Source organism: Nonomuraea sp. NPDC049421, from assembly GCF_040677005.1.
Taxonomy (GTDB): Bacteria; Actinomycetota; Actinomycetes; order Streptosporangiales; family Streptosporangiaceae; genus Nonomuraea; species Nonomuraea salmonea.
This window is the reverse complement of sequence record NZ_JBFAQA010000020.1, coordinates 128731-140903: the sequence shown is the minus strand read 5'-3', so window position 1 is coordinate 140903 and position 12173 is coordinate 128731. Positions and strand designations below refer to the sequence as shown.

Annotated in this window: 14 protein-coding genes; 6 read left to right on the top strand and 8 right to left on the bottom strand. The window is 70.3% G+C overall.

Annotated elements, in window-relative coordinates:
* Positions 1-147: 147 nt before the first annotated feature.
* From AB0K18_RS30645 to AB0K18_RS30630, 4 genes are all read left to right on the top strand, one after another.
* Positions 148-345, top strand: a complete 198-nt coding sequence (locus tag AB0K18_RS30645; protein ID WP_364921042.1) for a hypothetical protein — start codon at positions 148-150, stop codon at positions 343-345.
* A 347-nt stretch (positions 346-692) separates the two neighbouring features.
* Positions 693-1133 carry a cupin domain-containing protein gene (locus AB0K18_RS30640; protein WP_364567586.1) on the top strand — a complete coding sequence of 147 codons (441 nt, stop codon included), beginning with the start codon at positions 693-695 and terminating at the stop codon, positions 1131-1133.
* Between the two features lie 104 nt (positions 1134-1237).
* Complete coding sequence (locus tag AB0K18_RS30635; RefSeq protein ID WP_364567583.1) at positions 1238-1456, top strand: hypothetical protein; 219 nt, start codon at positions 1238-1240, stop codon at positions 1454-1456.
* A 395-nt stretch (positions 1457-1851) separates the two neighbouring features.
* Positions 1852-2469, top strand: coding sequence for an FAD-dependent oxidoreductase (locus AB0K18_RS30630; protein WP_364921039.1), 618 nt, complete (start codon positions 1852-1854; stop codon positions 2467-2469).
* Positions 2470-2507: 38 nt separating this feature from the next.
* Here AB0K18_RS30630 and AB0K18_RS30625 read toward each other — a convergent pair whose 3' ends face one another.
* Complete coding sequence (locus tag AB0K18_RS30625) at positions 2508-3626, bottom strand: DUF5685 family protein (protein ID WP_364921036.1); 1119 nt, start codon at positions 3624-3626, stop codon at positions 2508-2510.
* Between the two features lie 347 nt (positions 3627-3973).
* Between AB0K18_RS30625 and AB0K18_RS30620 the strand changes: the two genes are divergently transcribed.
* Positions 3974-5560: an FAD-dependent monooxygenase gene (locus tag AB0K18_RS30620; protein ID WP_364921034.1), complete on the top strand. Its 1587-nt coding sequence runs from the start codon at positions 3974-3976 to the stop codon at positions 5558-5560.
* 142 nt (positions 5561-5702) lie between these two features.
* Here the strand turns inward: AB0K18_RS30620 and AB0K18_RS30615 are convergent, their stop codons facing one another.
* The 6 genes from AB0K18_RS30615 to AB0K18_RS30590 form a co-directional block, all read right to left on the bottom strand.
* A complete protein-coding gene (locus tag AB0K18_RS30615) occupies positions 5703-6437 on the bottom strand; it encodes a methyltransferase domain-containing protein (protein ID WP_364921031.1) in 735 nt (244 codons plus the stop codon).
* Between the two features lie 288 nt (positions 6438-6725).
* Positions 6726-7214: a DUF4396 domain-containing protein gene (locus AB0K18_RS30610; protein ID WP_364921029.1), complete on the bottom strand. Its 489-nt coding sequence runs from the start codon at positions 7212-7214 to the stop codon at positions 6726-6728.
* Positions 7215-7665: 451 nt separating this feature from the next.
* The gene (locus tag AB0K18_RS30605; RefSeq protein WP_364921027.1) at positions 7666-8514 is read right to left on the bottom strand and encodes an alcohol dehydrogenase catalytic domain-containing protein; all 849 of its coding nucleotides are present in this window, start codon (positions 8512-8514) and stop codon (positions 7666-7668) included.
* A gap of 52 nt (positions 8515-8566) precedes the next feature.
* Positions 8567-9610 carry an NAD(P)/FAD-dependent oxidoreductase gene (locus tag AB0K18_RS30600; protein WP_364921025.1) on the bottom strand — a complete coding sequence of 348 codons (1044 nt, stop codon included), beginning with the start codon at positions 9608-9610 and terminating at the stop codon, positions 8567-8569.
* A gap of 47 nt (positions 9611-9657) precedes the next feature.
* A complete protein-coding gene (locus AB0K18_RS30595; RefSeq protein WP_364921022.1) occupies positions 9658-10377 on the bottom strand; it encodes an AraC family transcriptional regulator in 720 nt (239 codons plus the stop codon).
* A 304-nt stretch (positions 10378-10681) separates the two neighbouring features.
* The gene (locus AB0K18_RS30590; RefSeq protein WP_364921019.1) at positions 10682-10972 is read right to left on the bottom strand and encodes a hypothetical protein; all 291 of its coding nucleotides are present in this window, start codon (positions 10970-10972) and stop codon (positions 10682-10684) included.
* A gap of 285 nt (positions 10973-11257) precedes the next feature.
* On the opposite strand from AB0K18_RS30590, the gene AB0K18_RS30585 reads away from it, so the two are divergent.
* Entirely contained in the window at positions 11258-11578 is a 321-nt protein-coding gene (locus AB0K18_RS30585; protein WP_364921185.1) for an RNHCP domain-containing protein, read from the top strand.
* 316 nt (positions 11579-11894) lie between these two features.
* On the opposite strand, the gene AB0K18_RS30580 is transcribed toward AB0K18_RS30585, so the two are convergent.
* Positions 11895-12173, bottom strand: a 279-nt coding sequence (locus tag AB0K18_RS30580; protein ID WP_364921017.1) for a hypothetical protein, incomplete at its 5' end; no start/stop codon positions are given.

Sequence of the window (12173 nt, the reverse complement as noted above, 5' to 3'; positions counted from 1 at the left end):
GCCGATGCCCGGTTGCTGCCCTGTCCCCCTCCTTCGTCCGCGCCGAGAATCGGTGTTCCCCCAGGAGGAGGCCGACATGGCAAGCACAGATCGGCGGGACACCCGGCGGGCCGATCGGCAGGCCGGCCGACAGGGCGGCCGGTCGTCATGCTCGGCGCGGCCGCCGCGCTCCTGACCGGCGGGAGCGCCGGCACGAGCACGAGCACGAGCGCCGCGATCACCGGCAACTGGCGGGCCTGCTGCAAGCGCCGTTACAACCCGGCCGGCACGCTCACCCGAGTGGACCTCCATCGCTACTGCCTCGCCTGCCGGAGCCCCGAGACGCCCGCCGCCGGCCGCCCGTGACGGCTCAGGAGACGAGTTTCCCGAAGCCGGGGGCGTACATGGTCATCCAGCGCGGACGCAGCCGGAAGTAGACCACGTCGTCGTACCAATCGGCCTGGCCGTCATATCGGGCGGTGATCATTCGTTCACACGCATGCGTACGGCTCGGCGGAGAACGATCCCGAACTGCTCGATCAGCTCGTACCTGATGCCGGCACCACAGTGTGGGACGAGCTGCGGGACGGAACAGCCACACGGAGCAGGGGACGTACGCACGACGTATGCCGCTGTCACAAAACGGGGCGCTGTCCGGTCTGAGCTGGTGCACGGCCGGATCGAGCCGGCCACCGTTTCGCGAAGGAAGCCTGATGGGCACCGATCAAGCACACGCTCACCACCTGGAGAACCCCGACAAGAGCGGGCCGCCGCCGAAGATCGACGTGGTCGCCACCGTGCCCGGGGCGCCGCCCGCGCCGGAGGGAGCCGAGGCGATGACGATCCACGTCACGCTGCCGCCGAACAGCCCTGGTGCGCCGCCGCACCGGCACTCCGGTCCCGCATACGGGTACGTGGTCAAGGGCGCCATCAACTTCGAGCTCGAAGGCGAACCCGTACGGGTTGTCCGAGCAGGTGAGGCGTTCTGGGAGCCTGGCGGGGACGTGATCCACTACCAGGACGGCAACCACCTCGCCGACGAGGAGTCGGCGTTCGTCGTGACGATGTTCTGCGCGCCCGGGCAACCGATGCTGACCGTGGTCAGCCCGGAGGAGCTGGAGGCTCGGCGAGACCGTCGGGCGCCACGGTCATGACCAAGGTTTCACTGACCGCGCTCGTTCACGATCTGCTCGCGCGTGCCCGTGAGACGGGCAGCGGCCGGAGCGCCACCACTGTCCACGGTGGACACGATCGTTCGTTGCGGCAGACCGTGATGGCATTGCGGCAGGGCGAGCACATGCACGAACACGAGCATCCTGGCGAGGTCACGGTGCACGTGCTGCACGGGCGGGTACGGCTCGTCGCCGGACCTGACTCGTGGGACGGGCTGCCCGGCGACCTGCTGGTCATGCCCGAACGCCGCCACCGTGTGGAGGCCGTGGAGGACTCCGCATACCTGTTCACCACCACACGGTGAAGACGGACGGCGGGAACCGGGCCCGGTTCCCGCCGTCGGCGCGCCGCACGATGTCCCGAACGCGGCGGCATGGGGACCTTGCGAGGCCGGGGCGCTTCACGTGCCTACACCCGGTGCCGCTCCCCACAGCGGAGCTCAGCGACGACGTGGGCGAGCTGCCGGCCGGCAAGCACTGGCGGCTGGTGGAGATGGACACCGGTCATTGGCCGATGTTCTCCCAGCCACGCGAACTGGCGCAGATCTTCCTCCAAGCGGCCGGGGAGCGACCGCAGGCCCATCCTCGCGGGGCCATGCCACCCGCACGACAATGCGCCTGGTCGGGGTGTCGCCTCGACAAGAACGGCCACCGGATGGAAGATCATCAGGCCCCCCACTTGAGCACGCCAGGGGGTTGCATGAGCGTCCACGAGCACAGCGAGGACATCCCAGCCGGAATGTCGTCGGCGAAGGGTGGATCCACGCGGCGCGATCTGCTCAAGGGGGGTGCGGCGGTCGGTACCGCCGCCATCGTCGGGGGCATGCTCGGCGCACCGGCGCGGGCCGCCGCGGCGCCCGCCAGGGAGGGCGTCATCGACGTCGCCGTCATCGGCGCCGGAGTGTCCGGGGCGTACGCGGGCTGGCGGTTGCTCGGACCGGAGGCCAGGCGCAGCGGCGTGCTGAGCAGGCTACGGCGGCGGCGGCGCGGCGGTCGGCTCGTGGTGCGGCTGTTCGAGAGCAGCAAGCGCGTCGGCGGCCGCCTCTTCTCGGTGACGCCGCGCGGCATGCCGCACCTGCACGCCGAGCTGGGCGGGATGCGCTACTTGAGCAACCAGCCGGTCGTGGCCGACCTGATGAGCCATCTCCGGTTGCCGACGGCCCCCTTCCCTGTCGACGAACCACAGAACCTCGTCTACCTGCGTCAGCGCCGCTTCGCCATGAGGCAGTTCACCGATCCGAGGGTCGTGCCGTACGACCTGCCGGCCTCGTACAACGACGAGCGCTCGCCGGGTGCCGGGTTTTCAGGACATTCCTAGCTGGTGACGCCTGACGCGGCGGTGCGAGGCCGGCGGCGTCAGTCGCAGCCGCAGCCGCAGCCGTCGCAGCCGCAGCCGTCCTCGCATGAGCAGCAGGAACAGCAATCACTGCAGTTGCTGCAGCAGTCGCAGCCGGAGCAGTCGAGGCGGCCGCAGCAGGAGCTGTCGCGCTCCTCGTCCCAGGCGGGCCGGTACAGGCCGCAGGTGCAGCAGGTGAGCGCGGCGCATGCCAGCGACAGCAGCCCGCCGGGGTCGCGCTTGGGCGGCCGCTGCTCCGGTGGTGCGCCGGGGTGGTTCGGTTCGGCGGTGGCGAAGGCTCGGGTGACGGCGTGGCCGGTCTCCCGTACCAGCAGGGCGTGGGTGAGGGCGGGTCGGGGCAGGTCGAGCGCGTGTACGGCGGCGCTCAGGTCGGCGTGCGCGGCGTCGCAGTGGCGGCGCGCCTCGTCCAGGCCGGTGCCGGTCGCGGCGAGCGGGTTGTACACCCCGGACGCCCGGTCCTCGGCCAGGTCCTCCACCGCGTCGATCAGGTGGGCCAGCCTCCCGAACGCGCGACCGGCCGCCTCCAGGGCCTCGCGGTTGTGGGGTTTGCCGGCGAGCGTCCCGGTGTGCGCGAACGCCGCCGCCACCGCGTCCTCGGTGGGCCCCGTCAGCTCGCCTAATCCGGGGCGTCTCTGGGCGGGGATACGTTCCAGGAGCGCCTGACGCGCGGCCGCCTCCGTCAGCGGGGCGGGGTCGAAGGCCAGCGTGCCGGCCGTGGCTGTACCGGCGGAGGACCAGCGGTTCGCCAGGCGGGTGGCGCCGGCGGCCACGGGGCGGCGGGCGTACATGCCGTCGCCGTCCGCCACGTGGTCGTTCACCTTGCCGGCCGCCAGGAGCAGCGACACCGACGCCGCCAGCCGTACTCCCTCGGACTCCACCACGTCGGCGCCCTTGAACCCGCGCAACGCGCACGGGCCCGCCTTCCTGCGCGGCGCGGGCGCGGACGTCTGGGCCTCGGTCAGCACGGACACGAGCAGGCCGTCGTAGTTGGTCACCAGCCGGGACAGGTGTCCGTGCTCGTCGCGCAGGGCCAAGCAGAGTCCGCACAAGTGGCCCATCCAGTCCGCGTACAGGCCCTTGCACAGGACGTGCCGACACGGGCGGACAATGCCGAACATACGTCCCCTTATGGTCACAACGGAGATCCCCAACCGTAGCAGCAGCCCCTGGATGGTGAGCTGCGGCCGTCGGCTTGCGGACCGCCGATCGCCTGCCTGCATCCCAGCTCGCGGTCGGCTCTCAGCAAGACATAGCCGTGAAGATGTGACCTATGTCGATATGCCATGAGCCATCGGACGGCCCTCCGGCCGGAGCGGCTGGACGGACGTCGTCTCTCAGCAGAACACGGAGGTCAGAGCCATAGGACGACGTACACGCCTCCCCTGCCGAATTGACGCATGGGCGAGCGCCCACTAAGAATGGGCGCTCGCCCACTTTATTGTCGTCATGAAGGGAGAGCGTCTCCATGGAAACCTCGGACATCACGGACGTCCTCATCGTCGGCGCGGGACCGGTGGGGCTCACGCTGGCGTGTGAGCTGGCCCGCCGCGACGTGCGCGTGCGGATCATCGATCGCGCCACCGCTCATCCGGCCGGAACGCGGGCCCGGGGCGTCCGGGCCCGCACCCAGGAGGTGTTCGAGGACATCGGTGTACTCGGCCGCCTGGCCGAGCACGCCGAACCTCCGCTCCCCACGCGTTTCTACGACGCTGAGGGAAACGTGGTGCGTGAAGTGGTCATGTACGACGCGCCTCCGGTGCCGGGTGCGCCCTATCCGGGCAGCCTCATGGTGGGTCAGCAGTTCACCGAGGCGGCCCTGCGCGAGAAGCTGGCCTCGCTCGGCACCACGGTGGAGCTCGGCGCCGAACTGGTCGCTCTCTCCCAGGACCGCGACCAGGTCACCGCATCCGTCCGCATCGACGGGCGGCTGCGGGACATCCGCGCGCGCTACCTCGTCGGGTGCGACGGCGGCGGCAGCACCGTACGCAAGCAGGCCGGCATCGACTTCCTCGGCGAGACGTGGGAGCGGCAGCGGATGCTGTTCGGCAACCTCAGCGTCGACGGCCTGGACGCCTCGGTTTCCCACATGTGGGCGACCGGCCCCGGCGGCATGCTGACCCTGGCCCCGATGCCGAGCAGCGGAACCTGGTTCTTCACCGCCCCGCTGCCGCCGGACGACGGCCAGGAGTTTCCCCCGGTCTCGGTGGAGACGTTCAGCGACATCTTCGCCCAGCACGTCGGGCTGCCCGGGGTGCGCTTCCACGACGCGATCTATCTGTCGATCTACCAGGTCAACATCCGCATGGTCGACCGGTATCGAGCCGGCCGCGTCTTCCTGGCCGGAGACGCCGCCCATGTGCACACGCCCGCGGGCGGCCAGGGCATGAACACCGGCGTCCAGGACGCGTACAACCTCGGCTGGAAGCTCGCGCACGTCCTGCGCGGAGCGCCCGAACCGCTGCTGGACACCTATGAGGAGGAACGCCTGCCGATCGCCAGGCACGTCCTGGCCTCGACCACCGCCCGGGGCAGATACTGGGCCGGCGGCGACACCGCACGCGTGTCGGAGCGCATCGCCGGCGCGTTCAAGGGGCAGGACCCGTTCAGCGACGTCAGCCAGCTCTCCATCACCTACCGAGGCGGCAGCCTGGCCAGCGACCTGGACGAGGCGATCGGCATCCGCGCCGGCGACCGCGCCCCGGACGCTCACTGCGTCGAAACGGAGAGCGGCAAGCAGGTCAGACTGTTCGACCTCTTCCACGGCACGCACTTCACACTGCTCGTCTTCGGTACCGGCCCCGCGCCTCAGGTGCGCGAGAGCCGGCGCGCCGACGTCCACACGCATCGCATCGTTCCCCCGGGCCCGTCCTGTGGCGACCGCGCATTGACCGACGCGACTGGACAGGCGCACGAGCTTTATGGGGTGGACGGCGACGGCCTCGTCCTCATCCGTCCTGACGGCTACGTCGCCCTCACGGGGGGCAGCTGGGACGACCGCTCCGTGGCCGACCACCTCGACAGGTTGACCGGCGACCCGGCACACGCCCTCTGAGGCGAGAGCGGCAGGCACTGAAACGCGGCGCGGCGGCCGGGCGGCACCGGACATCCTCGGCTCGCGAGAACGAGCCGGCCGTCGTGACCGCCCCCGCGCGCGCCGTTCAGACGCGTGACTTCACCACGACTTCAACGGCTGGCTACTTGGTGGCGGAGGCGACGAACAGCGGCAGGGCGAGGAACAGCCGGTCCTCGTCGGCGCGGCGCGCCTGCTCCCCCGTCCAGGCGTCGTACTCCTCCCTGGTGATGGCTCCGGCCGCGTGCGCGGCCTGCGCGATGCCGGTCAGCATGACGAGCATCGTCTCGCCGGTGAAGACCCCGACGTGCACCTCCACCTCCACGTCCCGGAACCCGGCGTCCAGCAGCAGGTTGCGGTACGCGCGGGCGGCGCGCGGGTTCGTGGTGAGGTCCGCGCGGGCATGCACGATGGTCCGCGTGAGGGCGGGCTGGTCCGAGTCGATGACGATGGTGTCCCAGTCCTGTCCGATGAGGACGATCCGGCCGCCGGGGGCCAGCACGCGTACGGCCTCGGTCAGGGCCTTGGCCGGGTCGGCGAGCTCGTGGAAGACCTTGTCCGCCCGGTAACCGGCCACCTCGTGGTCGGCGAGCGGCAGGTGGCAGGCGTCGCTGACGCGGAAGCCGGCATCGGGCCGGCGTTGCCGGGCCACCTTGATCATCTCTTCGCTGACGTCCACGCCGACCGCCGTGACGTTCCTGTCGATCAGTTCGGCCACCGCCCGGCCCGCGCCGCAGCCCACGTCGACGACGGTTTCCCCGGGCTTGAGCCGGAGCAGGTCGTACGTGCGGGCGCGCAACAGGGCGGCGGCCGGCATGGCGTCGGCGCGGTCGAGGAGCTTGATGAGTTCGTTCGACATGCGCCCAACCATGCGACCTGATGTCGACATGAAGTCAACTCCGGCGATGCGCGCCAGGGAAAGCCAGGCATCGGCCCGGAGGATCTCCGTCAGATGCTCACCGCCGCAGAACCGGCGACCCGCCGTGAGATCCTCCGCCGCAACCGCGAGGATCTGGTACGCCGCATCGCCGCGGCCCAGCCGTCGCTCGACCTCATCGACTGCGCGCTGACCTGCGACCACGAGGACCTGGCCACCTGCCGGCACTTCCGGGCGCTGCTCGCCGAACGCGTCGAGCAAGCCGACCGGTCAGTGGTGGTAGGCGTGGATCACGGCGTGTCCCTTGCCGCGTCCGATGATCCACTTGTTGATGGGCAGCGTGACGAGGAAGGCCACCAGCAGCGAGAACGCCAGCGCACCCCAGAACAGCAACGAGGCCAGACCGGCGTCCATCGCGCCCGGGATGATCACCATGACGCCGTTGTCGACGATCTCCATGACGAGGATCGACAGGGTGTCGGCGGCCAGGGCGAGGCGTAGCGCCGCACGCCACTTCAGGCCCGCACGGAACAGGCCGCGCAGGGTGAGCGCGTACCCGAAGACGAACGCCAGCACGACGGCCAGCAGGATGCTGGGCAGGTCGTGCCAGCCCAGGGCGGTGGCGATGACCATGCCGAGCACCTCGCCGATGGCACAGCCGGTGAGGCAGTGCAGGGTCGCCGAGGCGGCCACCCCCCACGTCGCCTTCCGCTGCGGGTGGGCGCCGGGGTCGTCACCGTGGTGCGTCGATTCAGACATCACAACCTTCTAGCTCGATCGGCCACCCGGATAACTTATACCCCCTACCCGTATGATGACAATGTGCGGCCGTCGGCACTGCGGACCCTTACATACCCCCACTAATGCTGGCCGCGTTGGTCGCCGTCCAGGCCCGCCGCCGTGAGCCGCTGATGCGCCTGTCGATCTTCCGTACGCCGACCCTGGCCGCCGCCAACCTGACCCAGCTCCTGCTGGGCGGCGCGTGGATCCCCGATGTGGTTCTTCCTCAACCTCTACCTGCAGCAGGTACTCGGCTACAGCGCCTTCCCGATCGGCGCCGCCCTGCTCCCGATGACCGTCCTCATCATGCTCGGCATGATCGTCCTGGCGCCCCGGGCCATCGGCCGCTTCGGCCCCAAGGCCACCCACGGTCGCCGGTCTCGTCCTGCTCGGAGGAAGGCGGCCTCGCGTCGGGCATCGTCAACACCAGCTACCAGGTCGGCTCGGCGCTCGGCCTGGCCGCCATGACCGCCGTCGCCGCAGCCAACGGCGCCGGCCAGCTCGGGAACCTGCCCGCGCTCGCCGACGGCTTCTCCGCCGCCTTCATCGGAGCCGCCGCCATCGCCCTGCTGGCCGTACTGACCGCCGCCACCACCCTGCGGACCCGCACCCCCGCGCCCACCGAGCAGGTCACCGCCTCCCGAGGTTGAGTGCGCTCCCACCGATATCGGACCGGGACGGACGATGCCGCGGCGCCGGACGTCAGTCGAAGACGATGACCTCGCGGCCGACCACCCCGCCTCCCGAGAGCGCGTCGAGCCGGTCGTTGACGTCGTCCAGCCTGATCTTCGTGACGGTGCGCCTGACCCGGCCCTGGCCGGCCAGGGCGAGAACCTCGGTGAGGTCGTTGTGGTTGCCCCAGGCGGAGCTTCTTCATCCCCCGGTACGGCGTGAGCGCGGCGTCCACCAGCGGCGCCAGGTACGCCGGCTCCAGGCCCATGGCCGGATCGATGCGGATGAGGTGGCGGCTCGGCGCCACGACGTACTCGGCGTAACCTCCGGGCGGCCCGAACCCGATCCACCCGCCGCTGCCCGTGCACAGCTGGTCGTTGCCCTCGTGGCACTGCCGGCAGGTGCCGTCGCCCCAGGCGGGATTGATGACCACCAGGTCGCCCTCCGACAGCCCGGCCGCCACGGGAACGCCGGAGCCCAGCCGGGGCACCTCGCCCGACACCTCGGGGCCGGGGATGTAGGGGAAGCCGAGCTCGATCGGGAAGTAGCCGTCGATGAGCTGGAAGTCGCTCCGGCACATGCCGGTGGCCCGGACCTTGACGAGCATCTCGCCGGGGCCCGGCTCGGGGACCGGGACGTCGTTCTCGACGTGCAGCGAGTCACCGGCGTACCGTAATCGCGTGGCCTCTTGACGGGTAGCTTTGTGCCACGCGAGCCGCGTCTTCCCCGACCCAGCCGAGCAGGGCAGAGCTGCGGCTGCTCTGGAAGGGCAGGCCGACGTAGGTGAGGCCGGGCACCGGGCTGATTCCGCCGATGTGCAGCGGCACGTCGCCGTCCAGAGCTCCGGGGATACGCATCCAGCGGTAGTCAGGCCGGTATCCGGTCGCCCAGATCACGGCGGACGGCGTCACCGTCTCGCCTTCAGCCGTTCTGAACCGGTTTCCCTCGACGGAGACGATGCGGTCGACGACGCGCACTCCCGAACGGCGCAGTTGCTCGGGACCGGCGCCGATCAGCGGGTCGCGCCTGCGTACGAGGCGGCCGAGACGGCTGGTGACCGGGGCTCGTACGATCCCGGCCAGCTGCAGCCACGCGAAGAGGTCGCAGCCGAGAACACGCTGGGGCAACACCGGTTTACGCGTGCCGAGCGCGACAGTGACCTGCCGGTCCGCACACAGCTCTGCTGCGATCTGCATGCCGGAGTTGCCGCCGCCTGCCACGAGCACGGGTCCGTCAGGCAGTTGCCCGGGGTTGCGGTAATGGGCGCTGTGCACAGCGACGACGTCCGGCGCGAGCGGCAGACCGGGAATGTGCGGACGCTGGAAAGGGCCGGTCGCGACCACCACGCCCTCGGCGGTGAAGGTGTCGTGATCCGTGACCGTCTCGAAGGCTCCGTCTTCCGCCCGGCGCAGCTGCCGTACGGAGGTGCCCAGACGGATGGGGAGGTCGAAGTGGGTCGCATAGGTCTCGAGGTAGGCGGCCACCTCGTCCTTATGGGGGTAACGGCCGCCGTCGCCGGGCAGCGGCAGGCCAGGCAGAGAGCTCAGCCGGGCGGAGGTGAACAGGTGCAGCGAGTCCCAGCGCCGCCGCCAGGACTCCCCCACGCGCGAATGCGCTTCCAGGACGAGCACGTCGTGCCCGGCCAGGCGTAGCTCCCGGCCCACGGCAAGCCCTGCCTGGCCGGCGCCGATCACGATCATCATGCGATCAGCCTGGCCTGCCGCCCGCCGGGCTGGCTTGAACGAACCTGCTATCCCCGCAGCCAGCGCACCCCGGCTGACAGCACCGATGGTGCGTCGCCCATCATGCGGCGGATCGTCCGGCTCAGGTGCGCGGCGTCGGAGAAGCCGGCAGCGTGCGCGGCGTCGGTCAAGGTGGCACCGTCCGCCAGCGCGTACAGCGCGAGCCGGAGCCGCATCCACAGCACGTACGGCCGGAACGGCAGTCCGGCTTCTTGCCGGAACAGGTGGGCCAGCCGGCTCTCCGACAGGTGGACGGCGCCGGCCAGCACGGCGAGCCTCACCTGTCCTGGCAGGTACTCCTCGACGAGCCGCATCGCCTGCGCCAGCGCGGGGTGCCGGTGCCGCGCCGGCACCGTACCGGTGGTCGCGTCGGCCAGGGCGACCAGGCCGGGCAGATCGAGGCGCGGTGGCGGGCGGACGTCGATGGCCCATGCGGCGGCCGAGCCGACGGGCCGATGCGTCAGCCGGCCGGCCTGGACCGGGTCGATCAGGGCGAGCAGGCCGGCGTCGGTGCCGCGAACGATCGCATGCGGGGCGTTGGCCGGGATCAGCGCGGCCGTCATCTCGTACGCCGATCCGTCGCTGCCGCACAGGATCAGGCCGTCACCGACGAGGAGCTGCACGGCGTAGTGGGCGTGCATGCCGGCGACGCCGATCTCTCCGCCGTAGTAGAAGCGGCCGAGCATGATCGCCGCCCATCCCCGCCATCCGGCCGCTGATCGGCTCACCGGTCGACGTCGGTGGGGCCGCAGCAGCCGTCGGATGTGCTGGGGACCGTGGCCGCGGTTACCGCGTCGAAGGCGACGTACGCGGCCAGGGTGAAGACGCTGATGGCGATCACGCGCGATTCGACCCGCCGGAACGGTGCGGAACAGATGCCGGGCACGTTGAGCGCGCTCGTGCCACCGGCTCACCTCCGGCACCCGTAGTCCGGCCACCGTCCTCATTCATCGCCATATGACGATCATATTCACCTGTGGGAAGGCCGGGCTCGGCCGCCACGCGGCCCTGTCCGCCCCTGCGCACTCAACGTCAGGCGTCATCGCCGACACCAGCCATGAAGCGCTGACCGAGATGCGGCGCCTGCTGTCGATCCTGCGCATCGAGTCCCGCGAGGACGACGAGGACGGCCCCTGCCCTGGTCGCGGAAGGGTACGAGGAGATCGCTTCCTCGAAACGGAAATCGTGTTGCCCTCGCCGGTCCCGTCGTGCTGTGATCACCGAGCATGCCGCCGACGTCGAAGGAGGGGTGATGCGTCGACCATATGTGGCGGTCACGGCAGCGCTCTGATCACAGGGGACGACGCCGACGCCAGTGAGCATGGGACGACACCTACCGCTGGCAGCTGAGGAGGCTCGGCTGACAGTGACCGGGACAATTCATCCAAACCCGGTCGAGGTCCGGATCCGACGGCTGAGAGACGCCCCGGTGAAGCAGGAAGCGGAAGTAATCGCCGACCCCTGATGAGGGGGAACAGGCGGTGAACCGGTCCCTCGCCCACGCAAGCCTGGGAGCTGTCGGACCGCCATGCGCGGACGGACAGCGAGATCCGAACGGAACCCTGCGCTCCCGATTGAAGATCACTTCTTCGATCCGGAGGCAGAGCCATCAGCAGATCCGCCCAAAACCAGGGCTTCACATGCGAAAACTGCGGCGCGAACGTCGCACCGCTGAGCAACGGGGGCTACCGCAACCACTGTCCGACATGCCTGCGCTCCAAGCACGTCGACATCGTGCCTGGCGACCGGGCCTCGGCCTGCCGTGGACTGATGCATCCCCGACGTGTCGAGCACCGCGGCGGCAAGGGACTCGTGCTGGTCCACGAGTGCGTCGAGTGCGGCTTCATCCGATCCAACCGGGTCGCCGAAGACTCCGTCCAGGGCGACGACATCGACGCGATCATCACGCTGATGTCCGAAATCGGATAGCCGGCCGCACCGGCGGTGAATCACGTACCGATGCTCCGCCGTAGCTTGCCATTACGCCGTCGTGATCGTCGGCGGCGCGCCACCGACGATCACGACTCCCCCGCCTACGCCTCATCGGCCGCGTCACGGGGAGGGACTCGACCGAGCATGGCTCGACAGCCCGCACACCAGATACGTCATTCCCGCCACTGCCCGGTATCCAAGCAAATCCGGCTAACCGGTAGTGACCGCAGTCGACGTCCTGTTGTCGAGGAGTTCGGGCGGAGTGATCGCCCGCTCGCCGCCAGGACGTCAACTGGACACCTTTCGCGTACGCCTACACGTGGGCCGGTACCCTCACGCCCGCGCCGAAGGCGTAGAGCCGATCGCCGAATGCCGCGGCGCCCAGCGGGTGTTCGGTGGTGCCTCCGCCTTGGACTTCGGCCCAGCCGTCGAATGGGTGATTCTGTCGAGCGGAATTGACGTAGATCCGCTTGTCGGTCCCTGTGCCGAAGACGTAGAGCCGGTCGCCGAACGACGCGGCCGCGAGCGAATGGTCCGTGAGGCCGCCACCCTGGACCTCCGTCCAACCGTCGAACGGCTGATTCTGCCGGAC

Bases quoted from the DNA above. Each gene is read 5' to 3' on its own strand.
- AB0K18_RS30645 (WP_364921042.1), top strand. From the start codon at position 148: ATGCTCGGCGCGGCCGCCGCGCTCCTGACCGGCGGGAGCGCCGGCACG.
- AB0K18_RS30640 (WP_364567586.1), top strand. From the start codon at position 693: ATGGGCACCGATCAAGCACACGCTCACCACCTGGAGAACCCCGACAAG.
- AB0K18_RS30630 (WP_364921039.1), top strand. From the start codon at position 1,852: ATGAGCGTCCACGAGCACAGCGAGGACATCCCAGCCGGAATGTCGTCG.
- AB0K18_RS30625 (WP_364921036.1), bottom strand. From the start codon at position 3,626: ATGTTCGGCATTGTCCGCCCGTGTCGGCACGTCCTGTGCAAGGGCCTG.
- AB0K18_RS30620 (WP_364921034.1), top strand. From the start codon at position 3,974: ATGGAAACCTCGGACATCACGGACGTCCTCATCGTCGGCGCGGGACCG.
- AB0K18_RS30615 (WP_364921031.1), bottom strand. From the start codon at position 6,437: ATGTCGAACGAACTCATCAAGCTCCTCGACCGCGCCGACGCCATGCCG.
- AB0K18_RS30610 (WP_364921029.1), bottom strand. From the start codon at position 7,214: ATGTCTGAATCGACGCACCACGGTGACGACCCCGGCGCCCACCCGCAG.
- AB0K18_RS30605 (WP_364921027.1), bottom strand. From the start codon at position 8,514: ATGCTCGTCAAGGTCCGGGCCACCGGCATGTGCCGGAGCGACTTCCAG.
- AB0K18_RS30600 (WP_364921025.1), bottom strand. From the start codon at position 9,610: ATGATGATCGTGATCGGCGCCGGCCAGGCAGGGCTTGCCGTGGGCCGG.
- AB0K18_RS30590 (WP_364921019.1), bottom strand. From the start codon at position 10,972: ATGCTCACTGGCGTCGGCGTCGTCCCCTGTGATCAGAGCGCTGCCGTG.